This window comes from Rhizobium sp. R634, from assembly GCF_002211305.1.
Taxonomy (GTDB): domain Bacteria; phylum Pseudomonadota; class Alphaproteobacteria; order Rhizobiales; family Rhizobiaceae; genus Rhizobium.
The window spans coordinates 273,167-299,909 of record NZ_LOKW01000027.1 but is presented as its reverse complement, the minus strand read 5'-3'; the positions used below and the strand labels follow the sequence as shown (position 1 = coordinate 299,909).

The following is a 26,743-nucleotide window of genomic DNA, read 5'->3' as shown; positions in this document are numbered from 1 at the left end:
CATTTCCTTTGAAGGCGACATGAAGGCGATCTCCGGCACGAATCTCGAGCAGGCCAAGTCTCACAACCGGCGTGTGGTGATCGAGTTGATCCGCACGCACGGTTCGCTCTCGCGGGCGGCGATCGCCCGGATGACAGCGCTGACGCCCCAGACGGTCTCGAATATCGTCGAGGAGCTGGAGAGGTCGCACCTGCTCGTGGCCGCCGAGGCGCAGAAGCTGGCGCGCGGCCAGTCGATCATTCCCTACACCATCAATCCGCGCGGCGCCTATTCGATCGGTCTCGAACTTGGCCGCCAGCGCGCCATCGGCGTCCTGACGGATCTGTCGGGCGCCGTTTGCGCCCGCATCGAGCGCGACGTCGAGCATCCCGATCCGCAAAGGGCGATGCCGGTGCTGCAAGCGATCGTCGAGGAGCTGCACCAGGCCTTCGCCTTCGACCGCAGCAGGCTGCTCGGCGTCGGCATGGCCCTGCCCGGCCGCTATGGCGATGGCGGCACCACCTCCCTCAGCCCGCACAGCCTGCCCGGCTGGCAGGGTTTTCCCGTCGGGCGCGAGCTGGAAGAGCGGGTGAAGGTGCCGGTGCTCGTCGAGAACGACGCGACGGCGGCGGCGATCGGCGAGCGTCTCCATGGCGTCGCCCGCGGTCTCGCCAGTTTCGTCTATCTCTTCCTCGCGGGCGGCGGCGGCATCGGCGCAGGCATGTTCCTCGACGGCCATCTGTACAAGGGCAGCCGCAACAATGCCGGCGAGATGGGGCATATTATCGTCGAGCCGCACGGCAAGCTCTGCAGCTGCGGCAAGCGCGGCTGCCTGGATCGCTATGTCTCGCCGAGCGTCGCTTACGAATTCATGGGCATCCCTAATGCGCAGGAGCTTTCGCCCGACGAACTCGACGCGCTGATCGCCAGGAGCGGCGAAGGACTGGACGCTTGGCTGGATCAGGCCGTCCAGCCGCTGCGGCAGACGGTCGACTTTCTCGAACTCGCCTTCGATCCGCAGACCGTCGTGCTCGGCGGCAGCATATCGACATCGCTGATGCGCCGGCTTGCCGAGCGCCTGGAGCCGCTGCACCTTCCGATCGATCCCGACCAAAAACGGACGCTGCCGCGCGTCATGATCGGCATGACCGGCAAGGATACAGCGATCCTCGGCGCCGCCGCCCTGCCGATCTTTTCCGAAACCAATCCGCGCTTCGACGTGCTGCAGAAGCCGGTCGGTTAGCGCATCTAGCCCGTCCTTCAGCCGCGTGCCGGCAGGTTCGCATCTGGTTGCGGCGACCGCCGCGCGAGAGGGCGCGCAAAGATGATCACGTTCCCAAGCAGCGTCAGCGTCAGGCCGATCAGGCCCAGGCCGGTCCAATGGTAGCCCTCGAAGACCGTCGACAGCGACAGGGCGACAATCGGGAACAGCACGGTGGCATAGGCCGCGCGTGAGGAGCCGATGCGCGACACCAGCATCAGGTAGGTGGTGAAACCGATCACCGATCCGATTGCTGAGAGATAGAGCAGCGCGGCAAGATAGGTGATGCCTGATGGTGCCACGATCGGGGTTTGCGTCACGGCAATCAGGACGAGAAGGATGATCGTGCCATAAGCCATGCCCCAGGCATTGGCGGTCAGCGGTGAGATGCCGGCCGCGCTGTTGCGGCGCGATGCCATATTGCCGAGCGAGAAGAACAGCGTGCCGAGCGCTGCGAGCCCGATCCCTTTCAACGTGCCCATATCGAAATCGACGGCAACCTCCTCTGCGAACAGCAGGAGAAGGCCGGTTGCGCCGAGTGCTGCGGCGAACAGCGTGCGGCCCGTAATGCGGTCGCCGAAGAAGAGGCGCGCATTGACGGCATTGTAGATCGTCGCCAGCGAGAAGATCACGGAGATCAGCCCCGATGGAATCGAGGCGGCGGCGTTGTAGAAACAGATGAAATTGAGGCTGAACAGGCAGAGCGCCTGCGCAAGGATGAAAGGTTGATCGCGTAAGGCAGGGAGCTTGAGCCGCCGCATGACAGCAAGGACGGCGATGAGGATCACGGCCGCGAGCGCAAATCTGTAAAAGACCGAGACCAGGACCGGCACCGGACCGACCTGCATCGCAATGGCAATCCAGGTCGTCCCCCATATGAGGACGGTCGCGATGAAAAGAACGGCGTTTGCCATGGAGTAATCCTCGTTTTTTCCACCAATAGGCAAACCGTGAGCGGGTCTCTTGCAGATTCTTGCTATGAAATCGATCTGCCCGGACTTCCCCCTCGCCATCTCAGCGGTCGCCCCGTATTATTCTGAGCGCGTGGCCAGCTGTGGGAAAGAATTGGTGAAAGATAGCCGCCTCTCGGTTTTCAGGTTTTTGTCCGCCTCTCCCACTGCGCGGATGTCACAGTCGATCGATCTGGGTTTCGGGCGATCGGCTGCCATCTGGAGCAATGCGCATGACAGGATGAGCTATCAGCGGCCGAACGGTCATACGTTCAGTCTTTATCTGAGCGGCGGCGCCGGAACGCGGCGGCTGGATGGCGGCCCCGACGCGCGCGGCCGTCCGGGCGTGCTGTGCATCATGCCGCAGGGGCATTCGTCCGAATGGGAAATCACCGACTTCTTCGAATTCGTCCACCTGTATGTTCCCGACGATCAGATGCGCCGGATGTTTGCCGAGACGTTTGACCGCGATGCGCGGCTCATGGCTCTTCCGGAAGTAACCTTCGACGATGCCCCCGCCTTGGCGCTGAGGCTTCGGCAGATGACGGAAGCGATATTGGCGGGCGGGCATCTGCTGGCCGAAGAAGCGATGACGCAGGCGATCAGCGACCTCTTCGTCGATCCGCGTTATGGAGGCATGCGTGCCTGCGCGATCAGCGGTGGACTCGCGTCACATGTGCGGCGCCGAACCCTGGACTATATCGAGGCCCACCTTGGCGAGACGATCCGCCTGCAGGATCTGGCTGATATCGGGCAGCTCAGCGCCTTTCATTTCCAGCGGATGTTCCGGGCGAGCTTCGGTATCTAGCCGCATGGCTGGGTGGCGCACCGTCGTGTCGAGCGCGCCAAAATGATGCTATCAGGCATGGAGCCAATCGCGCAGATCGCTTCGGCCTGCGGCTTCAGCAGTCAGAGCCACATGACGCGGGCCTTCAAGCTGGGCACAGGCGTCACGCCCTCTGCCTACCGGCAGCGACAGTAAAGGCCGCCTTCAAGACTCCTGCAGCCCGTAAAGTAGCGGCATCAATCCCGCCAAGGCTCTGAAGCGCTCCCAAGACTTGGCGGACGGCTTCGTCCAGCCCGTTTCGGCCAGCGCGGAAATACGCGGGAAGACGAGACGGTCGAACACGGCGCGATCGGTCATCGGTTCCGACCAGATGCAGGCCTGGATGCCGAGAAGTCTCTGTTTCTGCGCTGCCGTCCAGCCGCCGACCGGATCGAAATTGTAGAGCTTTTCCGCGTCTGACGTTCCTGCCCAGCTGGCGCCGGGCTCGTCCCAGTCGGGTCTCAGCGCCATGTCGAGATAATAGACCTGCCCGGGGCAGACGACCATCTGGTAGCCGCGTTCGGCGAGTTCCGCCGAGACTTCGACATTGCGCCAGCTGCAGAGATAGCTCTTCGACTTGTCGATGACATCGCCATGGGCGGCTTCTTCCCAGCCCCCGGTGATGCAGCCCTTGCTCGCCAGGAAGCGCTGCACCCGCTCCAGGAACTCCGCCTGCAGGATGGCCGCACCCGATCCATGAATATCGTCGGCGCCGTGGGTATTGGTGACGACGTTCAGCCGTTTGGCGTGGGCATCGGCAACCTCGTTGCCGGCGACGGCGCGCAGACGCGCAAGCGCTTCCGGCGAGCCGGACCAGGCGCCGAGGGGAACTTCGTCGGCGCCGAGGTGGATCGTCTTGAACGGAAAGAGGTCGATAAGCTCGGTAAGGATCGTCTCGACGATCTCGTAAGTCTTCTCCCGCGCCGGGTTGATGCAATTGTCGGGAAAGCCCTGAACCGAGTGGTAGCTGCCGGTTTCATCGGGATCGCGCAGCTCCGGTATCGCCTGCTGCATGGCGTAGCAATGGCCTGGCATGTCGATCTCCGGCACGATTTCCACGCCAAGGCCCTTTGCATAGGCGACGATATCGCGGATGGCGGCCTTGGTGTAATAGCCGCCCGTCCGGGCCGGGCTTGACCCCAGCAGCGGCGGCACGGCAAGGCCGTGGCCGCGCCAGGCGCCGACCTCGGTCAGAGCGGGATAGGCATCGATTTCCACGCGCCAGGCTTCGTCGTCGGACAGGTGCCAGTGGAAACGGTTGAGCTTGTTCCAGGCCAGAACCGCAATCAGCTTCTTGACCTCGGCCGCGCCATAGAACTGGCGGGCGACATCGAGATGCAGGCCGCGCCAGCCCATCGACGGCTCGTCGACGATCTCGCCGGATGCCGGAAACTGGAAGACGCCAGGATGCAGCTTGGCGCCGCGCCAGATCTGGCCGAGTGTCACGAGGCCATAGAGAAAACCGGTCCGGCTGCTTGCCTCGACGGCGATCATTTCGCCGTCGAAGCTCAGCCGATAAGCCTCCGCTCCCATGCCGGCGGCATCCCTGAGGGCAACCGGAACCGCGCCTTCCGCTTCACTGCGCACGATGCCTTCCACCGCGAAGAGATGGTCCACCAGCGCTGCGAAGCTCCGGGCGGCCGCCTCCCCCTCGGCGCTCTGCGCCTGCGGCGCGAAACCGGCGGGCAGCGGCCGGCGCGAGCTGACCGCCACGCGGTTCGGCCACGGAATGATCGACACCTGGACGGGCGCATTGGCGGGAACGGGATAGATCTCGGCGCCGCGCTTCAGCGGCGCGTTGCTGACGGAGGACCGCGTCGGCTCGATCGAAAGCACAATGGTGCTGCCGTCGGAAAGCGCGAGATAGCCGCTCGTCGCGCCGTCGGTCCAGTGGCGGAATTGCCAGCTCAGCGCATAGACCGATATCGTCCATGTCTCGCCCGCGCCGAGAACGAAATTGGCCGGCGGTTTGAATTCGGTGAAATTCGACAACCGCTGCGAGACGGTGGCGCCTTCGACGCGCCCGGCCGGATCGACGCGGCCCGGGCCGCTCACGCAGAGAGAAAAATCCGAAAGCGGCTCGGTGCCGAGATTCCTGAGGCGCAGGACATAGGAAAATTCCTTGCCGTCGGCCGGCGGGTTCCAGAGGGTTTCGAGCCGCAGGGCTTTCGGGCGCGGTATGGACATGGTCACTGGTTCCTCGTGAAAATCAGGCTTGAACATTCCGCGCGAGTGCGGGAGCTGAATTTGATGTCAATCAAATTGATTTAATATTGATAGTCAGTTTCCCGCCGGGGCGTCAACCGCCGATCGCGAATTTGCGACGGCCTGCTTCCATAACTTTCGCCTTGAGGCGGCAACCGGAACAGCCCCGACACCGAGCATCCGATTTTCGCACAAAATTGCGTCCCGACGCCGTCACGTTAACGATTAAGGTACCTTTAAGTACCATAATTTGCTCAACGATGGCGAATTGACCTGCCCGAACGCGGGTCGATAAGCATGAGGCTGCTCGCCACGGCCCGGATGTGTCCCGGGATGCAACACATCCAACTTCCGAAACAGGCGAATTTCCAATGACGAGCATCAATACGAACAATTCGGCGATGGCAGCCCTTCAGACGCTGCGCAGCATCAACTCCAATCTCGAATCGACGCAGAATAGCGTTTCCACCGGTTATCGCGTCGACACCGCATCCGACAACGCCGCCTACTGGTCGATCGCAACCACCATGCGGTCCGACAACAAGGCCCTTTCTGCTGTGTCCGACGCCCTAGGCCTCGGCGCGGCAAAGGTCGATACGGCTTACACGGCAATGGAAAGTGCGATCGACGTCGTCGACGAGATCAAGGCCAAGCTGGTGGCCGCAACGGAAGACGGTGTCGACAAGTCCAAGGTCCAGGAAGAAATCAGCCAGTTGCAGGAACAGCTGATGAGCATCGCCCAGTCGGCATCCTTCTCCGGTGAAAACTGGGTCGCCGGCGAGAGCAGCACGAAGAGCGTCGTATCGTCCTTCGTTCGCGACGGCTCCGGCGCCGTTTCCGTTAAAATGACCGATTATGCTCTGGATACCAGCTCCATGGGCAACGTTCTGTTCGGCATGAGCGGCGGGTCGATCGAAACCTCCTCGGGTATCCTCGGTACCTCCTCGGGCGCGACCGGCTCGGTCTATTCGATGGACATCACCGACTTCACGCTCGGCCAGATCCAGTCGGCGCTGACGACTGTCGAATCGGCGCTGTCGGCGATGACCTCTGCCGGTGCGCAGCTGGGTTCGATCTCGACGCGCATCGAACTGCAGGAAGATTTCGTCAGCGCGCTGTCGGATTCGATCGACTCGGGCGTCGGGCGGCTGGTCGATGCCGACATGGAGGAAGAGTCGAGCAGGCTTTCCGCGCTGCAAACCCAGCAGCAGCTTGCGATCCAGTCTCTGTCGATCGCGAATTCGTCGTCCCAGAACATCCTGTCGCTCTTCCGCGGCTAATCGGACTGGTCGAGGCAAAGGGAGCCGGGCGCTTAGTACGCCCGGACCACATTCGCAGATCGAGCACCGAGCCTGGCCCTCCCGGTCAGGCTCGGTCGCATTGTCGGCGAAAATGCCGCCGCCGGCATTTTTCTCCACAAGCCAATATGACTGCCCGGGCGTTCCAAGACCGGTTGCCCCTCTTCCGATTGTCGGTAAGATTTCTCTCAATCTTTTTGCGTCATCCTTCGATTCCCCTCTGATGCCAATCGATGAGATCCCGATGTCCCCCGACTTTACGCGCAGTTTGCAGATGCCCCGACGCGAAGAGCTTGGCCTCTTCACGATCGGCAACGGTTCCGGCCTGTCGATATCGGCACTGCCGAACGGCACGCTGTTTGCCATCGAATATGCCGACGACAAGGGATCAGTGCAGATCAACCAGATCCAGGGATCGCCGCTCATCGGCGGCATCGGCCGCCTGTATCTGCGCATCGGCGGTCCCGTGCCCGATGTCGTCGAGATCGTCGGCCCTCGCGCCGCCGGCAGCTTCGGGTCCGATGCGACGAGTTTTTCCTGGAGCGGCAAAACAGGCGATATTGGCTACAAGGTCCGCCTCGAGCTTCATCCATCCGAAACCGCCTGGTTCTGGCGCGTCTCGCTGCGGCATCTGAAGCGTGGAAACATTCCGGTGGATCTGGTGCTGGTTCAGGACCTTGGCCTCGGCGATCGCGGCTTCCTGATGAACAGCGAAGCCTATGCCTCGCAATATGTCGATCACCATATCGCCGAGCACGAGACATTCGGCCCCGTCCTGATGAACCGGCAAAACCTCAAGCAGTCGGGTGCACGCAATCCCTGGATCGTGCAGGGCTGCCTTGAGGGCGCGGCCGCCTATGCCACCGATGCGATCCAGCTGGTGCAGGCGAAAGAGCGCCGCGGCGACATGCTGGTCGGCCCCTTCGGCACCAGCCTGCCGAGCGAACGGCGGCAGCAAGAGACGGCATGTCCGGCCATCCAATCGAAATCCTTCCCGGTGCCGGCAAGCGGCACAAGCGCGACTTTCTTCGTCCTGTTTACCGCCGATCATCCCGAAGCATCGAGCGATGCCGATCTTTCGCTCCTTGATGGGTTCGCGGCGACGGAAGGTGCTGCAGCTGATATTGCAGAAGCCGAACCGGTCCGTAGCCTACTGCAGGATGCCGTCCTGCTGACGGCCGAGCCGCTCGATAAAAAGGCGATTGAGCGGCTCTATCCGGAGCGGAGCCTGGAAGAACGCGCCGGCGGAAAGCTTCTTTCGTTTTTCGTGCCGGACGGCGTCCTAAACCGCCACGTCGTCCTCAGCGAAAAGGAGCGCCTGGTGGCGCGCCGCCACGGCGCGATCGTCCGCAGCGGCCAGAACATGCTGCTCGACGATAGCACGCTTGCCGCCACGTGCTGGATGCAGGGCATCTTCGCCGCGCAGCTGACGATCGGCAATACCTCCTTCCACAAGCTCTTTTCGGTCTCCCGCGATCCCTACAATCTGACGCGCGCCAGCGGGCTGCGCATCATGACGGATGTCGGCGCGGGTTGGCAGCTCCTGGCCGTGCCTTCGGCTTTCGAGATGGGGCTCAGCGATTGCCGCTGGATCTATCGCTGCGCCGACCGCACGATCACTGTCGCGGCGGTCGTTTCCGGCGAGGATGCGGCCGTGCAATGGACCGTTTCCGTCGAAGGCAAGCCTTGCCGCTTCCTCGTGTTCAGCCATGTCGTCCTCGGCGAGCGCGAATATGATGCGGGCGGGCGGATCGACTTCGATGCGCCGGGCAAACGCATTCGCTTCCTGCCTGATCCGGGCTGGCTCTGGGGCGAACGGTATCCCGACGCCGCCTATTGGCTGGTGAGTTCGACGCCCGATGCCATCGAGGAGATCGGCGGCGATGAGCTGCTCTACAGCGATAGTGTCGCCCGCAACGGCGCCTTCGTCGCGTTGCGCTCCCGGCCAACGCAGGCGCTGTCCTTCGCCGTCGTCGGTTCGATGACCGATGCTGAAGAAGCCGAGCGCCTTGCGCAGCGGTATGAGGCCGGCATCGCCGACCAAGCCATGCTTGCGCCGGCATCGAAATTCTGGCGGAAGACCGTGCGTGGCCTGACGATCGGCGGCACATCGCCCGACCTCGCCGCGCAAACGACCCTGCTGCCCTGGCTCGCCCATGACGCCATCGTGCATCTGAGCGTGCCGCACGGCCTCGAGCAATATACGGGAGCGGCCTGGGGCACGCGCGACGCCTGCCAGGGGCCTATCGAATTCCTGCTTGCCTATGAACATGACTGCGAAGCCAAGGAGGTGGTGAAGACCGTCTTCAGCGAACAGTACCTGGAAAAAGGCGATTGGTCGCAATGGTTCATGCTGGAGCCCTATTCCAACATTCGGGCGGGCGACAGCCACGGTGATATCGTCGTCTGGCCGCTGAAGGCGCTCTGCGATTATATCGAAGCGACCGGCGATCTCGCTATCCTCGACGAGAAGGTCACCTGGCGCGACGAAAAGACCATGCAGAAAGCGGCGGAGATCGACACCATCGCGATCCATGTCGAGAAACTGCTCGATACCGTCCGCGAAGCTTTCATTCCGGGAACGCATCTGATCCGCTACGGCGAAGGAGACTGGAACGATTCCCTGCAGCCGGCCGACCCGCATCTGCGCGACTGGATGGTCAGCAGCTGGACGGTTGCTCTGCTTTATGAGCAGGTCGTGCGCTATTCCGCCATCCTGCTCCGTCATGGGTCCGGCGAAAAGGCCAAGGCGCTCAGGAAGATCGCGACGGCGATGCGCCGGGATTTCAATCGCCATCTCATCCGCGACGGCGTCGTTGCCGGCTATGGTATCTTCGATCCCGAACATGACGGCGTCGAATTGCTTCTGCATCCAAGCGACCGGCGCACCGGCCTCTCCTACTCGCTGATCTCGATGACACAGGCGATGCTCGGCGGGTTGTTCACGCCGGTTCAACGGCGCGATCATATGAAGCTGATCGAGGAGCATCTACTCTATCCCGATGGCGTGCGGCTGATGGAGAAGCCCGCGACCTATGCCGGCGGGCCTGAGACGCTGTTTCGCCGGGCGGAATCCTCCTCCTTCTTCGGCCGCGAGATCGGGCTGATGTATGTGCATGCCCATCTGCGCTATTGCGAAACGCTCGCGCTGGAAGCCGAGGCGGACGAACTCTGGAAGGCAATCGCCGTCGTCAATCCGATCGCCGTCACATCGGCGCTGCCGCATGCTTCGCTGCGCCAACGCAACGCCTATTTCAGCAGCAGCGACGCGGCCTTCCATGACCGCTATCAGGCGGCGGCCGAATGGGCGCGCGTCAAGGCGGGCAAGATCGCCGTCGATGGCGGCTGGCGCATCTATTCGAGCGGTCCGGGCCTCTACACAAGGAGCTTCGTCGAAAACATCCTCGGCTTCAAACGGCGCTTCGGCCGGCGCAGACGCAAGCCGCTTCTGCCCGCCGCTCATGCCTCCGTCGCTCTGCAAACCGATCACGCCGCCTGGCGGCGGCTGATGAAGTCTCGAACCGAAGACTAAGACGAGGTGCTGGCATCGCGCAGCTCTTCGAAGCGCGCTGTGCTTTTCGACAGGTGGGTCCGGATGGCGCGGCGTGCGGCGGATTCGTTGCCGTCGCGGATCGCCGCGAAGATGGCGTGGTGTTCTCTGCGCATGCGCGCCGCATGGCGCTTGCGCTCGGCGGCCGTCATCTTGTCCAAGCGCGCCCACTGCCGCGGCACCATGATGTTGCCGAACGTATCGAAGAGACGGCCGTAATAGGAATTCTGCGTCGCGACCAGAATGGACCGGTGGAAGGCATAGTCCTCTTGCGCGCCATATCCGCCTTCTTCCAGCGCCCTGTCGAGGGCGTCGAGGCGATCCTGCATGCGATCTATATCTTCCTGCGTGCGCCGCAAAGCGGCAAGGCCGGCGGCTTCATATTCTACCCCCATGCGCAGCTCCAGCACGCGCAGGACCTCGTCGATCGACTGCAGGTCGTTGGGAATGATCGAGAAGGATCGCGGCTTGGGATCGTCGGAGACGAAAGCCCCGAGGCCTTGATGCGTGGTGATCAGCCCCTTGGCGCGCAGCGTGGCGAGCGCCTCGCGCACGATTGTCCGGCTGACGCCGGTCGCCGCCATGATCGCCTGTTCGGTCGGCAGGCGCTGGCCGGGTTTCAGATCGCCGGACTCGATCTGCGCCGTCAGCGTATCCGCCAGGCTGCTGCGCAGGTTCGGCGGCTGGCGAGTGGCATCGAAGACCGTTTTGTCCCTGTCCGTCATCCCTTGTCCAAGTCCTGCGTGTCGATACAGCTGCGCCGGCCGCGCTGCTGTTGCTAGCGCATGGCGGCAGGAAAGGCAAAACGATGCGAGCCACGACGGAAGCGCCGTGGCTCGCCATTCGCTGAGGCGGTCAGCGTGCGAGCCAGCCGCCGTCGACGGGCAGCACGGTCCCGTGCACGTAATCGGATGCCGGCGATGCCAGGAAGACGGCGGCACCGCCGAGTTCGGCCGGCGTTCCCCAGCGCCCGGCCGGAATGCGGGCGAGGATCGCGGCATTGCGGTCAGGATCTTCGCGCAGCGCCGTCGTGTTGTTGGTGACGAAATAGCCCGGAGCGATGGCATTGACGTTGACGCCCTTGGCCGCCCACTCGCAGGCAAGCAGCTTGGTCAGTCCCGCAAGCCCGCTTTTCGAAGCGGTATAGGATGGAATGCGGATGCCGCCCTGAAAGGAGAGCAGCGAGGCGATGTTGATGATCTTGCCCCTGCCCTTCTCGACCATGTGGCGGCCGGCCGCCTGCGACAGGAAGAAGGCGGTCTTCAGGTTGACGTCGATCACCGCGTCCCAGTCTTCTTCGGTGAAGTCGAGCGCATCGGCGCGGCGAATGATGCCGGCATTGTTGACGAGAATGTCGAGCCCGCCGAAGGTGCGGATCGTCTCGTCGACGATCCCCTTGACCGGTTCGATGGTGGAGAGGTCGGCCTTGACGACATGGAAGCGGCTGCCCGCCTGCTTCACCAGGGCTTCGGTTTCGTCCATCGAGGAACGCCCGACGGCGACGATGGAGGCGCCGGCTTCGGCCAGTGCGCCCGCAATGGCCTGGCCGATACCGGTATTGGCGCCGGTGACGACGGCGGTCCTGCCGGAAAGGTCGAAGGGGCTTGCCACAGCGCTCACCTCAGATCTGCAACGGCGATGTGGTCCATGTCGGTGAAGCTCTTGTTGTCGCCGGCCATCGCCCAGATGAAGCTGTAGTTCCGGGTGCCGGCGCCGGAGTGGATCGACCAGGGCGGCGAAATGACCGCCTGCTCGCTGGCCACGACCATATGGCGGGTCTGCTGCGGCTCGCCCATGAAATGGAAGACGCGCTGGTCGGCTTCGAGATCGAAATAGAGATAGGCTTCCATGCGCCGGTCGTGCGTGTGCGCGGGCATGGTATTCCAGACACTGCCGGTCTCGAGCATCGTCAGGCCCATGGTCAGCTGGCAGGACTGGCAGATCTCCGGATGGACATACTGGTAGATCGACCGCTTGTTGGAGGTCGCCGGGTCGCCGGGGCTGAGATGCCTCGCCTTGTCGCGCGTGAGCAGCACGGTCGGATGCGTGGCATGGGCTGGCGTCGAGACGAGGTAGAATTTTGCCGGATCGGCGGCATCGACGCTTTCGAAGCGGATGTCGCGTGCACCCTTGCCGACATAGAGGCAATCATACTTGGCGAGATCGTAGCTCGTGCCGTCGACGACGATGCGGCCGGCGCCGCCGATGTTCAGCGCGCCGAGTTCACGTTCGGCAAGGAAGGTTTCCTGCCCGATCGCCGTCGGCGCCGTCAACGTCAGCCCGGAAGCGAGCGGCGTGGCGCCGCCGATGACCATGCGGTCGTAATGGGAATAGGTGAGCCGGATCTCGCCGCCTTCGAAGATGGTTTCCACCAGAAAGTGACGCCGCAGCGTCTCCGTGTCGAAATTGCGCACGGCCTCGGGGTGGGAGGCGTGCCTCACGTCGATCTGCATGTCCATTTTCCTTCAGCTTCGTTGTCGTCTGGCATTGGCGGAAGCCGGGATTTGCCCGCCGTCTTCCGTGCCGTGGTATCCGGCTAGTTACATAGTTGTACGACAAGTTGGGTGTCAACCGCTTTGTCCGGGTGGTTGCCTGATGAGATGCCGGGCCGGTCACAGCAGGGGAAGAAAATCTCGAAATGGGACAAGGGAAGTCGCTGGCGGTGGCGGCCAGAACGAAAAAAGCCTGCCGCGGGAGGAGGTGCGGCAGGCTTTCGATAAAACCGAACGACAGCTGGGAGGAGGAGTGCCGTCGTTCCCGCAAGCGACCCTGGGAGGAGGATGGGGCGCCTGCATGTCCGAAGGGATGCGGGAGGAGGTGCATCGCTTCGATGGAAATAATCATACTTATTTCCTGCTCAGTTGATAGGCATTTCTTTGCAGGGCAGCTATGCGCTATGCGAAAGGCGGGAGGCTTGATCGCGGCAGAGTGCCGTCGGGCGGCGGCACAAAAGCAAAGCGCCCGCTCGGGAGGAAGCAGGCGCTGGCAAGTTTCGAAGATGCTTGGTCTAAGCGGCCGTTAGCGGGCGATGGCTGCACGGGCGATGTTGCGGATGTCGCCGCGGCCGATGCCGAGGTCGTCCAGTTCGCGCGTGGACATACGGCCCAGTTCAGCGACCGTCTGACGGTACTTGCGCCAGTTGTTGAAAGAGCGTGCTACGTTCATGATGATCCCCTTTCCGTGGGCTTTCGAAGCTTAGCTGCCAGTCCTTGGCGCTTCGTTCGCTTCGATGAGCTTCATATAGTATAAGACCCTCGATTGTTGCAGCGCCAATGCATCACTGCACCTATGCAGGGAATGCATGGATTGTTGCGGAGGCTCAGAGTCTGAAGCGGTCGAAAGCCGTCAGTCTGAGGATCGGCGGATCCGCCTCGGCCCAGCGGTAGATTTCCGAGCGCAGGTAGGAAAGCTCTTCAGGGAGATCCTCTTCGCCGATTTCGATCCACCAGGATTTCAGACGACCGTCGCTGCCGTCCGACCAGCGGTAGCCTCGCGCCTTCAGATGATCCTTCATCTCGAAGGGGCTGTGTTCCGCAAAGATGCGGATACGGGAGCGCTGGCTGGCGCGGTAAAGCTCCGCGAAGGCCCTCTCTCCGTCGCCCTGCGCTCGGTCGAGTATTTCGAGCAGCGCGTGGCAGTCGTCCACGGCGCGATGGCCTTCGTGGAAATAACCGGCCTGGCCAACGAGATAGCCGAGCTTGGTGCCCTCGAAACCGCGAGCGCTCCAATCGATCTCCGAAACCGAGCATGCCCAGGCCTTGCCGGCGAAGATGTTCGAGAAGGTCTCGCAGAACGGCCGGTCGAAGCCGGCATTGTGGGCAATGATCAGATCCGCCGGCTCGATCAGTTCTCTCAGCGCGCGGATGTCGATCGCCTGCCCTTCGACCATGGCATCGGTGATCCCGGTCAGCCGGGTGATCTCGGCCGGGATCGGCCGGGACGGCTGCTGCAGGCCGCCATAGACGCCGACGACGTCGCCGACCACGCCGTCTTCGTCGAACGTGAAGGCGACCGCGCCGATTTCGATGATCTCGTCGCTGCGGTGGCTGAGACCTGTCGTCTCCGTATCGAGAATGACGCCGAGCCGCGAAAATCCTGGCCGCCTGGTTGCCGCAATCGGCCGCGGCGAGAGCTTCCTGAGGATGCGGTAGTTGCCGCTCTCCTCCAGTACCCGCGCCATGTCTTCATCGGAACGGACGGCAGCCTGCGGTGGCTGCCGGCGCGACGGACGGTGCGCCTTGGCCGTCACGGGCGATGCCTTGGCAAACATGTCGAGTTGCGAATCTCTGTGCACGCTCATTGAATTTATATGTCACGGCGACGCGGCTTAATCCATCGGGCGCGCGGCTTATCCAGAGGGGAAGCTCAGGCGGCAGACCGCACCGGGATTGCGGTTGGCAATCGTCACCTCGCCGCGGTGCAGGCACATGATGTCCCGAACGAGATTGAGGCCGAGGCCGGCTCCGCGCCCGTCGTGGTGGCGCTTGAAGAATGGCTCGAAGATGCGCTCCTGCAAATCGGCGGGAATGCCAGGCCCCTCGTCGCTGACCTCGACCCAGTTGGAGCCTGCGGTCAGGGAGATGATGCCTTTCCGGCCGCCATGATTGATGGCGTTCTGGAGGATATTCATCAGGGCGCGCTGCAGCGCCAGCGGGTCGCCATCGATCTCCCCGGCATGATCGACATCGAACTGCACCGTATATCCGGCGGCAAATGCGAGCGGCGCCATTTCGATGATGACCTTTCGCGCCAGCTGGCCGAGATCGACCTTGATAAATGGGGACTTGCCCTGTTTCAGCCTTTGAAGATCGAGCATCTGTTCGGTGAGTATGGCGAGCCTCGCGGCATCTTCCAGGAGATCGGTCTTGACGGGGCCGTGCGGCAGGGATCCGATTCTCGTATTGAGAATGGCTATCGGGGTGCGAAGCTCGTGGGCGGCATCGGTCAGGAACCGTTCCTGCCGCTCATAACCCTCGTCGAGACGGCCAAGCGCGCGGTTGACGGCGCGCACCAGCGGCGCGATCTCGTCGGGAACATCGTCTGCGGAGAGCCGGCCGCCGCGCTGATCGATATCGATCGTATCGGCCTGGAGCGCTGCCTTGTCGACCCCGACAAGCGACCTGCGCACGACGATAGGCGTGGCGATGAGCGCGCCCAATGCCATTACGGCGACAATGGGGATGACGACTTTAAGGATCAACGAAAGACCGCGCAGAAGAAACGTGCTGGCGGTGGGGCCGTCGGTGCCTGTCAGGAACTGCAGCTGACCCCAATCGGTGGGGATCCACTTCATGAGGGCAACGGGACGCTCGTGATCGCCGAGACCCTTGGCGAACTTCGCTTGGCCGATATGGTCGAGTGTGTTGCCGATGCTTGCGTATTCCGGAGGGATCAGGCCTTCCGTCAAGGTGTGTCCCTGGGTGTCGCGGATGGTAAACCAAAGATCCGGCGCGTCTTTGCGGAGCTGCCGCAAATCTTCGGTCTCCCTGACGCTCAGTTCTCCCGAGGGCTGACGGAAGACGGCCTGGCGCAGGATCTCGACCGTGCCGTCCGGCGACCTGAAATCGAATATTTGCCAGACGAAAAACAGCACGATCATCACGAGGATGAGAACGACCGACTGCAAGGCGAGAAGCCGCCAGAACAGACGCTTACGCAGTGAATAGCCGCATCGCTTTCTCATGATGCCTCGCGCAAGAGATAACCGACGCCCCGGATGACGTTGATGACCACGCCCGCCTGCGAGGCTGCCAGCTTGCGCCGCAGGCGCGAGATGTGAGAATCGAGCGCGTTGGACTGGATTTCGTCGTCGAAGCCGAAGACTGCCTCCATCAAGGTCGGCCGCGGCACCATGCGGCCGGCTCGCCGCATCAGGCATGCGAGCACCAGCGCCTCCCGGCGCGGCATGTCCAGAGGCTGGCCGGAGACGCTGACATCGCAATAGGTCGGGTCGAATGAAAGCCGGCCGATAGAGATCAGTGACGGGCGCAAGGTTTCGGAGCGGCGCATGACGGCACGCAGCCGCGCCAGAAGCTCATCGAAGACGAAGGGCTTGGCGAGGTAATCGTCGGCACCCGTCTCAAGCCCGGTGATCTTGTCTGGCACCTCTCCCTTGGCGGTGATGACGATGATCGGCAGCGTCAACCCCCTTCCGCGGATCTTCGGAATGAGCTCAAGCCCGTCGCCGTCAGGCAATTGCCGGTCCAGGAGAACGGCGTCGTAGGCGCCGTCACCGATCACCAGCTCGGCGTCGCAAAGGGTCGAGACATGGTCCATCACCATGTCGTGCCTGGTCAGCGCGCCGCGAAGCGCCACGGCCATTTGAGGTTCGTCCTCGATCAGTAATATGCGCATCTCACATTCCTATCGCGGCAGTCCTTTAGGGAAGGCGACCATATCACGCGCGGCGTCACACGATCAGGGCCATGGATCGACAGCCGCGGCCGAAGCGATAGACCGCAGCGGCCGGCAGAGACGCGCGAAATCAGAAGAGAAGATGTCGGAGTCGATCGAAACGTGGCTGGAACCTTCACCTAGACGGTCTGATTCCTCCTATGAAACGGCTCAACATTGCAGCAGTCTGTCAAAGCCCCGCCTGGATCATGCTTCTTCGATTCTGGTGAACTGATGTACTCGTTGCAGAAGGGAACAGGAACAGGTGCTTCATGCTCAGGCAACCGAACAGACATTGCGACCAGAGGAGAATTCATGCCGGGTGAGACCAGCAAGGGCGCTAACGAAGATGTCGTCATTGTCGGCGCCGGGGCCGCTGGCATTGCCGCTGCCCGCCGCCTTCAGTCAATCCGTCCCGATCTTTCCATTCTCCTTCTCGAAGCGGGAGATCGTCTCGGCGGCAGGGCGTGGACCGTTGGGCTGCCGGGCGTTGCCGATGTGGGGCTCGACCTCGGCTGCGGCTGGCTGCATGGCGCGCGTACCAATGCCTGGACTGAAGTGGCCGGCGAAGTCGGGCTGACGGTCGACCGCACGCCCGCTCCCTGGAATGGCGGTCGACGGCTTGAGCGGGACGATGCGGAGGTTCGTGCCTCGCAAGAGGCGGTCAGCGCCTATTTCGAACGGTTGGAGAACCACGAAGGCGATGATACCGACATGGCCCGAGCGCTGGAACCCGGAAATCCCCGGAACGGCCAGATCCGGGCGATCGGCACCTATATTACCGGCGCCGAACTGGAGCGGTCTTCGGTTGTCGACTATACCAGATATGACCCCGGCGCCGGACCGGATTGGCGGGTGCGCGAGGGCTATGGAACCGCAATCTCCCGCTATGGCGAGCCGGTGCCGGCAAGGCTCGGCGTGGAAGTCAGGCGCATCGACCATCGCCATGCCGGCCGCGTCGGCATCGAGACGAACAAGGGGACACTCAACACCCGAACGGTGCTCGTCACCGTTTCGACGAATGTGCTTGCCGCCGAAAAGATTGCCTTTGACCCTCCCCTGCCCAAGAAGATCGAGGCGGCGGCGCGTTTGCCGCTCGGGCTTGCCGACAAGCTGTTTCTCAGGCTCGCCAATCCGGAGGCGCTGCCGGCGGATACGCATATGCTCGGCTCGACCAGCCGCGGCGCGACCGGCACCTATCAGCTCCGGGCATTCGGCGCCCCCGTCGTGGAGGCCTATTTTGCCGGCGACCTCGCGCATGATCTGGAGCGGGCGGGCAGAGATGCCGCTTTCGCCTTCGCCGCTGATGAACTGGCGGCGCATTTCGGCGCGAATATTCGCAAGGAATTATCGGTGGCGGCGATCTCGGCCTGGGCCGCAGCACCTTATATCGGCGGCTCCTATTCCTACGCGGAGCCCGGCGCCTCCGATCTGCGCGGAGTTCTCGCGGCGCCGCATGAGGGGCGGATCTTCTTTGCCGGAGAAGCCTGTTCGCGCTCGCGTTATTCGACGGCGCACGGCGCTTACGAAACCGGGATCGCTGCCGCCGATCTGATCGTCGGCTCGTTTCCGCGACCCTGACCGTCTCCCGCCACGACGGCAGGGAAATATTTTTTCCCACTTGTGGCCCGGGCGGGATTGACTATGCTGCCCTTGCCCCTCGCGCTTCCCAAGCCCAGGGTGCCGTACCTCATCATCCCGGCGGCAAGCGGCCGCCTCAAGCACGACACTGTCATTGATTGCAGGAGCCCCGGCTTCTAACCCCGACGTTTTTGCGCGTCGGCTGCGGGCATCCGCATGAGGAGGAAAAATGGATTATCGCAAGCTCGGTCCCAGCGGGACCGTCGTCACCGCCTATTGCCTGGGCACCATGACCTTCGGCGCGGAGGCCGACGAGACCGCCTCGCACAAGCTGCTCGACGATTATTTCGCCTGGGGCGGCAATTTCATCGATACAGCCGATGTCTATAGCGCCGGCAAGTCGGAAGAGATCATCGGACGCTGGCTGAAGGCGCGCCCGACCGAAGCCCGCCAGGCGATCGTCGCCACCAAGGGACGTTTTCCGATGGGCAACGGCCCCAATGATATCGGCCTGTCGCGCCGGCATCTCGGCCAGGCGCTCGAAGATTCCCTGCGCCGCCTCGGCCTCGAGCAGATCGACCTCTACCAGATGCATGCCTGGGACGCGCTGACGCCGATCGAAGAGACGCTGCGCTTTCTCGACGATGCGGTTTCGTCAGGCAAGATCGGCTATTACGGCTTCTCCAATTATGTCGGCTGGCATATCGCCAAGGCTTCGGAGATCGCCAAGGCTCGCGGCTATACGCGTCCGGTGACGCTGCAGCCGCAATACAGCCTGCTGGCGCGCGACATCGAGCTCGAAATCGTCGCAGCCTGCCAGGATGCCGGCATGGGCCTCTTGCCATGGTCGCCGCTCGGCGGCGGCTGGCTGACCGGCAAGTACAAGCGCGACGAGATGCCGACCGGCGCCACCCGCCTCGGCGAGAACCCCAATCGCGGCAGCGAATCCTATGCCCCGCGCAATGCCCAGGAACGGACCTGGGCGATCATCGGCGCGGTCGAAGAGATCGCCAAGACCCGCGGCGTCAGCATGGCGCAGGTGGCTCTCGCCTGGACGGCGGCCCAGCCGGCCGTCACCTCGGTCATTCTCGGCGCCCGCACGCCTGAGCAGCTCGCCGACAATCTCGGCGCCATGAAGGTCGAGCTTTCCAACGAGGAGATGGCCCGGCTGAACGAGGTCAGCGCGCCGCAGCCTCTCGATTATCCCTATGGCAAGGGCGGCATCGCCCAGCGCCATCGCAAGATCGAGGGCGGCCGCTGAGCCTTTCGACCGGACAGGCCGACGCAAAAAGCCGCCATGGTTTCCGTGGCGGCTCGGACTGCCGAGAAGATCGGTCAAACCCTCATTTCGTCATGCTCGGGCTTGTCCCGAGCATCTGCCCCGGTCGATAGGGCAGCAGATCCTCGGCACAAGGCCGAGGATGACGTCAGGGGGAGAGCACGATTGCCATGAAACTGAGCTGCCGTGTTCGGTGGCGGCTTTCGTATCTTCAGGGCAACGAGAGAGCGTGTCGTTACCCTCAGGCGGCCTGTACGGCCGCATTCAGCGGGATTTCGACGTCGATCTCCAGCGTCGAGACATATTCGTTGCGATCGATCGTCACCTGCACCTTGTCGTGGTCGAGTTCGACATGCTTGGCGATCACCGCAAGGATTTCCTCGCGCAGCAAGGTGACCAGGTCCGATCCCGCCGAGGCGCGCTCGTGGGCAAGAAGCACCTGCAGGCGTTCACGGGCAGCGGGCGCGGTCCTCTGCTTGTTGAAGAGACGGAAAATATTCATGCCGCCCTCCGTCCGAAAATCTTGCCGAAAATATTGCGCTTTTCCTCGGGGATCGCCATCGGCAGGGTTTCGCCGGCGAGCCGGCGGGCGGCATCGAAATAGGCCATGGCGGCCGGGCTGCGGCTTTCGGCCAGCGTGACCGGCGCACCGACGTTGGAGGCGCGCAGCACATCCATGCTTTCCGGTACGATGCCGAGCAGCGGGATGGACAGGATTTCCAGCACGTCGTCAACCTTCAGCATGTCGCCGCGTTCGGCCCGGTTGGCGTCGTAGCGGGTCAGCAGCAGATGCTTTTCCATCCGCTCGCCGCGTTCGGCCTTCGCGGTCTTGGCATCGAGCAGACCGATGATGCGATCGGAATCGCGCACCGACGATACTTCCGGATTGGTGACGACGACGGCGACATCGGCATGGCGCATCGCAAGCGTCGCGCCGCGCTCGATCCCGGCGGGGCTGTCGCAGATGATCCAGTCGAAATAACGCTTCAGATCGTTGATAACGCGCTCGACGCCTTCGGGCGTCAGATTGTCCTTGTCGCGCGTCTGCGAGGCCGGCAACAGGAACAGCGTCTCCAGCCGCTTGTCGCGGATCAGCGCCTGGGTGAGCTTGGCGTCGCCCTGGATGACGTTGATCAGGTCGTAGACGACCCGGCGCTCCGCGCCCATCACCAGATCGAGATTGCGCAGGCCGACGTCGAAATCGACGACGACGACTTTCTCATTGCGTTGCGCCAGGGCCGCTCCCAATGCGGCGGTCGAGGTCGTCTTTCCGACCCCGCCCTTGCCTGACGTGACGACGATCACTTTCCCCATTTCTCTCTCCTTTGCCGTAGCTGCGACAAGTCAAAGTGTGACGGCGTTCGTTGCGCGTCTCGAAGACGCGCGGCGCCGTAATCAAATCAGTTTTTCCGCCATGATCGCATCCTCTTCGAGCCAGAGCTGAACAGCCTGTCCGCGAAGATTGGGCGCCATGTCTTCCGCCATTTTGTAGATGCCGTCGATTGCAACCAGCTCGGCTTCGAGCTTGCGGCAGAAGATTCGCGCGGATGCGTTGCCGATGGATCCTGCCATGGCGCGGCCACGCAGGGCGCCATAGATATGGACGGAGCCGCCGGCGATGACCTCGGCGCCCGAGGCGACGGAGCCGACGATGGTGACGTCGCCCTCCGGGAAGATCACCGATTGCCCCGAGCGCACCGGCTCCCTGATGACGATCGATTGCGTTGTTGCCGGACGGGTCTCAATGACCGCAGGTTTGCCGGCCGGCTCGGCCGGCTCGCTCGTCTGAACCTCGATGTCGGAAGCGGAGCGGCCGCCTTTGAGCGCCGGCGGCATGCCGGATCCGAGAATGGATGGCCGCGCGCCCTCGATGCCCATGATGCTGACATTGCGCTTGGCAAGCTCGGCGATGAGCTCCTTCAGCTGCGGCTTGTCGATTTGCAGGTCCGTCAGATCGAGCACGACAGGCCGTCCGAGGAAGAAACCGGCCGAACGTGCGGCCAGATCGTCCAGTCTGGCCAGCCAATCATCGAAAGGAAGGTCAGGGGACAACATGACGGCCAGGAAGGAGCGGCCCTTGATGCGGATAGAGCGAGCGTCTGTTAGCACTTTGGTCATCTGTGTGAAGAAATCGTTGACCATGTCTACCGCCGACATGGTTAACAAAAAGTTAACGCGGCCCCGAAATTCCCTAACGTAATGTCACTTCCTTCGGTCGAGAATTTTACTTAAGCGAATGAAAAGATTGAATTAATATGAAGAGTGAATAATCCTCATATATGATCGGGATAAAGATCTGTTGCTCGGCGATCACGTCGACAGCATCGCGCGGTTCTTAGGGCTGCGTTAACCCCTCTGCGACTCACCCCATGCGCCCGGAGGCGCTGATCCTTTCCGGCAATGAGGTTGCAGAGTCAGGATCTCATTCCTCCGCTGTTTCGCCCGCGATCCGTTTGACGGCATCCGCGGCGGCTTCGAGCAGACGCTCGGACATGCCCTGGTCGGTCATGATGCGAGAGATGGTTACGGCGCCCACCATGAGGGACAGGACGACCATGGCTTTGTCATAGGGGTTCCTGCCGTCCGATGCCGGGATCAATTCGTCGAGAACCTGAAGATGCGCCTCGATGCCATCCTGGAACGGAGCTCGCACCTCTTCACTCTGGCGCGCCGCATCCGACCCAAGTGCTGCCAAGGGGCAGCCATCACCTTTCTCTTCCTGGTGCCCGGTCGAAAGATACATGCCGACAACCGCGGCGAAGGGATCGGCACTTCCGGCCGCAACCCTCGACCACCTGCGAATGGCGCTCTCCATCGCTCGGCCGGATGCCAGCGCCGCAAGATCATCCTTTGATGCGAACTGCTTGTAGAAGCCGCCTTGCGTCAGACCGGCCCCTTTCATCAGGTCCTTGAGCCCGATGCCGTCGAATCCATGCTCTCGGAAAAGCCGGCTTGCGACATTGATCACCGTTTCACGATTGGCCTCGGCTTGAGCGCGACTGACTCTCATTGCGATCTCCAATTAGATTTCATTTGACATCTATAGCAGAATTAGAGTTAGATCGCAATCTAATTAAAGGGCTGCGCCCGTCAATAAGGCTTACTGACATGAACCGTAAAATCCTCCTCGCCTCTTTCGGCCTTCTGGCGGCTGCCGGCGCCACGACGTTCGTGCTTTTCGGAGTCTCCTCGAAAGGAGGCGCGCAAGCCGCCGATCCGCGAATCGCGCCGCCGTTCGTCAAACTGGTGGAAGCGAAGAAGCCGGAAACGGCCGAACGCACCTTTACGGGCACCATTGCCGCCCGGGTGCAGAGCAATCTCGGTTTTCGTGTGCCCGGCAAGGTCATGCAGCGTTATGTGGACGTTGGCGAGCAGGTCAAGGCCGGCCAGCCTTTGATGCGCATCGATGAGACCGATCTGCGTCTCGCGCTGACTGCGAAACACAATACCGTCGTCTCCGCACAAGCTGTGTTGACCCAAGCGCAAGCCGACGAGAGACGCTATGCTGCTTTGACGAAAAGCGGATTGGCGGCGGCTTCGCCGCAGCGCTATGAACAGGCAAAGGCTGCACTCGATACGGCGACGGCTCAACTGGCTGCGGCGGAAGCGGAGGCAAGGGTCGCTGAGAACGCCGCAACCTACTCTTTGTTGGTTGCCGATGCTGACGGGACCATTGTCGAAACGCTCGGAGAGCCGGGTCAAGTCGTGACCGCGGGACAAACCGTGATCCGTCTGGCGCAGGCCGGCCCGCGCGAAGCGCTCGTCTGGCTTCCGGAGTCGCTGCGGCCGCAAATCGGCGAGATAGCCGCGGCCAGCATCTACGGAAACGAGAGCCGGCAGGACAAGGCGCGGCTTCGGCAGATCTCCGACGCTGCCGATCCTCAAACCCGCACCTATGAGGCGCGCTGGGTTCTGGATGGCGCTGCAGCTTCGGCGCCGCTGGGCGCGACGGTGACGATCAGAATCTCCAGCAGCGGTGGCCAATCGCATGCCGCGGTGCCGGTCGGCGCCGTATTGGACGATGGCAGCCGAACCGGCGTCTGGGTCTTCGATCAGGCATCTTCGACCGTCCACTTCCGGCAAGTGAAAATAGAACAATTGGGCGAGGAGGTCGCGGTGGTTTCCAGCGTCAATGCTGGCGAGCCGGTCGTCGCTCTCGGCGCCCATCTGCTGCAGGACGGCGCCAGCGTGCGCACCAAGGTAGAACAGACAGAGGCGGCAAACTGATGACCTTCAATCTTTCCGCGCTCGCCGTTCGCGAGCGGGCCGTTACGCTGTTCTTCATCGTTCTGCTGGCCGCCGCCGGCGCCTATGCCTTCGTCAAGCTCGGGCGCGCCGAGGATCCCTCCTTCACCATCAAGACTTTGACCGTGACGACTGTGTGGCCGGGTGCGACTGCGCGCGAGATGCAGGATCTGGTCGCCGAGCCGCTGGAGAAACGCCTCCAGGAACTCACTTGGTACGATCGTGTCGAGACGACAACGCGGCCGGGATACGCCTTTTTGACCGTGACACTGAAGGACAGCACGCCATCCACGGCCGTCGAGGAGGAATTCTATCAGGCCCGAAAGAAGCTTGGAGACGAGGCTCGCAACCTGCCCAGGGGCGTGCTCGGTCCCTTTGTCAACGACGAATACTCCGATGTCAGCTTCGGCCTTTACGCGCTGAAGGCCAAGGGCATGCCGATGCGTGAGCTCGTGCGCCAGGCCGAGGTGATCCGCCAGGATCTTCTGCATGTGCCTGGAGTCAAGAAAATCAACATTCTCGGAGAGCGGCCCGAACAGATCTTCGTCGAATTCTCCTATGCCAAGCTCGCCACCCTCGGCATTTCGGCGCAGGACATCGCGGCCGCCTTGCAGCGGCAAAACACCGTGACGCCGGCGGGATCGATCGATACGCGCGGCCCGCAGGTCTTCATTCGCTTCGACGGCGCCTATGACAGCATACAGGCGATATCAGACACGCCGATCGTCGCGGCCGGACGCACCTTGAAACTCTCGGATTTTGCCGAAGTGCGGCGCGGCTATGAAGATCCGGCCACCTATCTCATCCGCCATGACGGCGAGCCCGCCATCATGCTCGCCGCGGTGATGCAGCAGGGTTGGAACGGTCTGGAGCTTGGCAAGGCGCTGGAGGAAAGATCCGCGGCGATCGCCAAGACCCTGCCGCTCGGCATGACGCTCGCCAAGGTCAGTGACCAGGCCGTCAACATCGACGAAGCCGTCGGCGAGTTCATGCTGAAATTTGCGATGGCGCTCGGCGTCGTGTTGTTCGTCAGTCTCGTCAGCCTCGGCTGGCGTGTCGGCATCGTCGTCGCTCTGGCCGTTCCGCTCACGCTTGCCGTCGTCTTCCTCATCATGCTGGAGACCGGCCGGTTCTTCGATCGAATCACTCTTGGCGCGCTCATCCTGGCGCTCGGCCTCCTGGTCGACGACGCCATCATCGCCATCGAGGTGATGGTGGTGAAGATGGAAGAGGGGATGGATCGCATCAAGGCGGCCGCCTATGCCTGGAGCCACACCGCGGCCCCGATGCTGTCGGGCACGCTTGTGACGATCATCGGGCTGATGCCGGTCGGCTTTGCCCGGTCGACCGCCGGCGAATATGCCGGCAACATTTTCTGGGTCGTCGGCTTTGCCCTGATCGTCTCCTGGATTGTCGCGGTGATCTTCACGCCCTATCTCGGCGTCAAGATGCTGCCGGCGATCAAGCCGGTCGAAGGCGGCCATCACGCCATCTACAACACCCCGAACTACCGGCGCCTGCGAGGGCTGATCGAGTTTGCCGTGCGCCACAAGTTCGTCACTTGTGCGGTGGTCGGCATCGTCATGGGGATCTCTGTCGTGGGCATGGGATCGGTAAAGCAGCAGTTCTTCCCGACTTCGGATCGTCCGGAGGTTTTGGTTGAAGTCCGCATGCCTGAAGGGACCAGTATCGAGACGACGGCCGCCACGGTCGGGAAGCTTGAAGACTGGCTGCAACAGCAGCCGGAAGCAAAGACAGTGACGAGCTATGTCGGTCAGGGCGCTCCCCGCTTCTTCTTTGCGATGGCGCCCGAGCTGCCGGACCCGTCCTTCGCCAAGATCGTCGTGTTGACTCCGGACGCTCACACACGCGAGGCTTTGAAGCTTCGCCTGCGCGCCGCCATCTCGGATGGGCTCGCTCCGGAAGCCTATGTCCGCGTCACCCAGCTCGTCTTCGGTCCCTATACGCCGTTTCCGGTCGAATTCCGCATCATGGGGCCTGACACCGACCAATTGTACCGGCTCTCCGAAAAGGCCCTTGAGATGATGAAGAGCGTGCCGGATGTGCGTCAGGCAAACCGTGATTGGGGCAACCGCACACCGGTGGTGCGCTTCGTTCCAGACCAGGAACGGTTGGGCCTGATCGGCCTTTCGCCGACGGAGGCCGCCCAGCAGATGCAGCTGCTGCTGAGCGGAATTCCGGTCACGGAGGTTCGCGAGAATATCCGCAACGTGCCTGTCATCGCACGCAGTGCTGGCGACAACCGGCTTGATCCGTCGCGATTGGCAGACTTCTCATTGATGAGCCGGGACGGCCGACAGGTTCCGCTCGATCAGATCGGTCATTCCGAAATCCGGTTCGAAGAGCCGATCCTGAAACGTCGCGACCGCACGCCCGTTGTCACGATCCGTTCCGATATCGACGAGGCGACGCAGCCCCCCGAGGTATCCCAGCAGGTCATGAAGGCGCTTCAGCCGCTGATCGCCTCGCTTCCTGTCGGATATCGTATCGAGATGGGCGGGAACATCGAGGAGTCGCTCAAGGCCAACGCCGCCCTCGTCAAAATCTTCCCGGCGATGGTTGCTGCCATGCTGATCGTGATCGTGCTGCAGGTCCGCAGCCTGTCGACGATGACCATGGTCATGCTGACGGGGCCGCTCGGTCTTGCCGGGGCGGTTCCGGTCCTGCTGCTCTTCAATCAGCCGTTCGGCTTCAACGCCATTCTTGGATTGATCGGATTGGCCGGAATTCTGATGCGCAACACGCTGATCCTGACGGAACAGATCAAGGAGAACAAGGCAGCCGGTCTCGACGATTATCACGCCGTCGTCGAGGCGACGGTGCAGCGGACGCGCCCCGTCATTCTGACGGCCCTTGCCGCCGTCCTTGCCTTCATTCCTCTCACCCATTCGGTGTTCTGGGGGTCGATGGCCTACACGCTGATCGGCGGCACGGCGGTCGGCACCGTGATGATCCTGCTCTTCCTTCCCGCTCTCTACGCCACGTGGTTTCGCATCAAGCCGACGAAAGATGAAAGCCATGAAAATACGCCGAAGGAAGTGGAGTTATTACCAACGGCAATGGCTGCCGAGTGATGTTCTCCGGGAGCGGTGATGGCATTTAACGTGCCGGAAACCGGGCGAATTCGTGAGAGCAACTCTGGTCGAAAAATCGCC

The 26,743-nt window shown here is 62.6% G+C and carries 20 protein-coding genes and 1 pseudogene; 8 read left to right on the top strand and 13 right to left on the bottom strand.

What is annotated here, in order from left to right; translation table 11 throughout:
- Positions 1–19: 19 nt before the first annotated feature.
- A complete protein-coding gene (locus ATY77_RS28880) occupies positions 20–1,222 on the top strand; it encodes an ROK family transcriptional regulator (RefSeq protein WP_088689904.1) in 1,203 nt (400 codons plus the stop codon).
- 17 nt (positions 1,223–1,239) lie between these two features.
- Here ATY77_RS28880 and ATY77_RS28875 read toward each other — a convergent pair whose 3' ends face one another.
- Positions 1,240–2,154: a DMT family transporter gene (locus tag ATY77_RS28875; protein WP_088689903.1), complete on the bottom strand. Its 915-nt coding sequence runs from the start codon at positions 2,152–2,154 to the stop codon at positions 1,240–1,242.
- 277 nt (positions 2,155–2,431) lie between these two features.
- Between ATY77_RS28875 and ATY77_RS28870 the strand changes: the two are divergent.
- Positions 2,432–3,172, top strand: a pseudogene (locus ATY77_RS28870) (AraC family transcriptional regulator).
- A gap of 9 nt (positions 3,173–3,181) precedes the next feature.
- Here the strand turns inward: ATY77_RS28870 and ATY77_RS28865 are convergent.
- A complete protein-coding gene (locus ATY77_RS28865; RefSeq protein ID WP_088689902.1) occupies positions 3,182–5,203 on the bottom strand; it encodes a beta-N-acetylhexosaminidase in 2,022 nt (673 codons plus the stop codon).
- 389 nt (positions 5,204–5,592) lie between these two features.
- Between ATY77_RS28865 and ATY77_RS28860 the strand changes: the two genes are divergently transcribed.
- Positions 5,593–6,501: a flagellin gene (locus tag ATY77_RS28860; protein WP_088689901.1), complete on the top strand. Its 909-nt coding sequence runs from the start codon at positions 5,593–5,595 to the stop codon at positions 6,499–6,501.
- 262 nt (positions 6,502–6,763) lie between these two features.
- Positions 6,764–10,051, top strand: a complete 3,288-nt coding sequence (locus ATY77_RS28855) for a cellobiose phosphorylase (RefSeq protein WP_088689900.1) — start codon at positions 6,764–6,766, stop codon at positions 10,049–10,051.
- Here ATY77_RS28855 and ATY77_RS28850 read toward each other — a convergent pair.
- The 7 genes from ATY77_RS28850 to ATY77_RS28820 form a co-directional block, all read right to left on the bottom strand.
- Positions 10,048–10,794, bottom strand: coding sequence for a FadR/GntR family transcriptional regulator (locus tag ATY77_RS28850; RefSeq protein WP_088689899.1), 747 nt, complete (start codon positions 10,792–10,794; stop codon positions 10,048–10,050). The genes ATY77_RS28855 and ATY77_RS28850 overlap by 4 nt on opposite strands.
- A 130-nt stretch (positions 10,795–10,924) precedes the next feature.
- Positions 10,925–11,689: a 2-dehydro-3-deoxy-D-gluconate 5-dehydrogenase KduD gene (gene kduD / locus ATY77_RS28845; protein ID WP_280950772.1), complete on the bottom strand. Its 765-nt coding sequence runs from the start codon at positions 11,687–11,689 to the stop codon at positions 10,925–10,927.
- Positions 11,686–12,522 carry a 5-dehydro-4-deoxy-D-glucuronate isomerase gene (kduI, locus tag ATY77_RS28840; RefSeq protein ID WP_088689897.1) on the bottom strand — a complete coding sequence of 279 codons (837 nt, stop codon included), beginning with the start codon at positions 12,520–12,522 and terminating at the stop codon, positions 11,686–11,688. Before kduI ends, kduD begins: the two co-directional genes overlap by 4 nt.
- A 565-nt stretch (positions 12,523–13,087) precedes the next feature.
- Entirely contained in the window at positions 13,088–13,234 is a 147-nt protein-coding gene (locus tag ATY77_RS28835; protein WP_088392288.1) for a DUF1127 domain-containing protein, read from the bottom strand.
- 154 nt (positions 13,235–13,388) lie between these two features.
- Positions 13,389–14,369, bottom strand: a complete 981-nt coding sequence (locus ATY77_RS28830; protein ID WP_088689896.1) for a 3'-5' exonuclease — start codon at positions 14,367–14,369, stop codon at positions 13,389–13,391.
- 48 nt (positions 14,370–14,417) lie between these two features.
- The gene (locus tag ATY77_RS28825; protein ID WP_088689895.1) at positions 14,418–15,752 is read right to left on the bottom strand and encodes an ATP-binding protein; all 1,335 of its coding nucleotides are present in this window, start codon (positions 15,750–15,752) and stop codon (positions 14,418–14,420) included.
- The gene (locus tag ATY77_RS28820) at positions 15,749–16,423 is read right to left on the bottom strand and encodes a response regulator transcription factor (protein ID WP_088689894.1); all 675 of its coding nucleotides are present in this window, start codon (positions 16,421–16,423) and stop codon (positions 15,749–15,751) included. The genes ATY77_RS28825 and ATY77_RS28820 overlap by 4 nt, the downstream gene beginning before the upstream one ends.
- Before the next feature lie 354 nt (positions 16,424–16,777).
- Here ATY77_RS28820 and ATY77_RS28815 point away from each other — a divergent pair, with 354 nt between their 5' ends.
- Both ATY77_RS28815 and ATY77_RS28810 read left to right on the top strand, forming a co-directional pair.
- Complete coding sequence (locus ATY77_RS28815) at positions 16,778–18,043, top strand: FAD-dependent oxidoreductase (RefSeq protein WP_088689893.1); 1,266 nt, start codon at positions 16,778–16,780, stop codon at positions 18,041–18,043.
- 229 nt (positions 18,044–18,272) lie between these two features.
- A complete protein-coding gene (locus tag ATY77_RS28810) occupies positions 18,273–19,304 on the top strand; it encodes an aldo/keto reductase (protein ID WP_088689892.1) in 1,032 nt (343 codons plus the stop codon).
- A 259-nt stretch (positions 19,305–19,563) separates the two neighbouring features.
- Here the strand turns inward: ATY77_RS28810 and minE are convergent, their stop codons facing one another.
- The 4 genes from minE to ATY77_RS28790 all read right to left on the bottom strand — a co-directional run bounded on the left by minE (position 19,564) and on the right by ATY77_RS28790 (position 22,332).
- Positions 19,564–19,824 (bottom strand): cell division topological specificity factor MinE, encoded by a 261-nt coding sequence (gene minE, locus ATY77_RS28805; protein WP_004674690.1) that lies wholly within the window; start codon positions 19,822–19,824, stop codon positions 19,564–19,566.
- Positions 19,821–20,636 (bottom strand): septum site-determining protein MinD, encoded by an 816-nt coding sequence (gene minD / locus ATY77_RS28800; RefSeq protein WP_088689891.1) that lies wholly within the window; start codon positions 20,634–20,636, stop codon positions 19,821–19,823. Before minD ends, minE begins: the two co-directional genes overlap by 4 nt.
- 81 nt (positions 20,637–20,717) lie before the next feature.
- A complete protein-coding gene (gene minC / locus ATY77_RS28795; protein WP_088689988.1) occupies positions 20,718–21,440 on the bottom strand; it encodes a septum site-determining protein MinC in 723 nt (240 codons plus the stop codon).
- A gap of 304 nt (positions 21,441–21,744) precedes the next feature.
- The gene (locus ATY77_RS28790) at positions 21,745–22,332 is read right to left on the bottom strand and encodes a TetR/AcrR family transcriptional regulator (protein ID WP_088689890.1); all 588 of its coding nucleotides are present in this window, start codon (positions 22,330–22,332) and stop codon (positions 21,745–21,747) included.
- A gap of 98 nt (positions 22,333–22,430) precedes the next feature.
- Between ATY77_RS28790 and ATY77_RS28785 the strand changes: the two genes are divergently transcribed.
- Both ATY77_RS28785 and ATY77_RS28780 read left to right on the top strand, forming a co-directional pair.
- A complete protein-coding gene (locus ATY77_RS28785) occupies positions 22,431–23,549 on the top strand; it encodes an efflux RND transporter periplasmic adaptor subunit (RefSeq protein ID WP_088689889.1) in 1,119 nt (372 codons plus the stop codon).
- A complete protein-coding gene (locus tag ATY77_RS28780; protein WP_088689888.1) occupies positions 23,549–26,662 on the top strand; it encodes an efflux RND transporter permease subunit in 3,114 nt (1,037 codons plus the stop codon). Before ATY77_RS28785 ends, ATY77_RS28780 begins: the two co-directional genes overlap by 1 nt.
- Positions 26,663–26,743 lie beyond the last annotated feature (81 nt).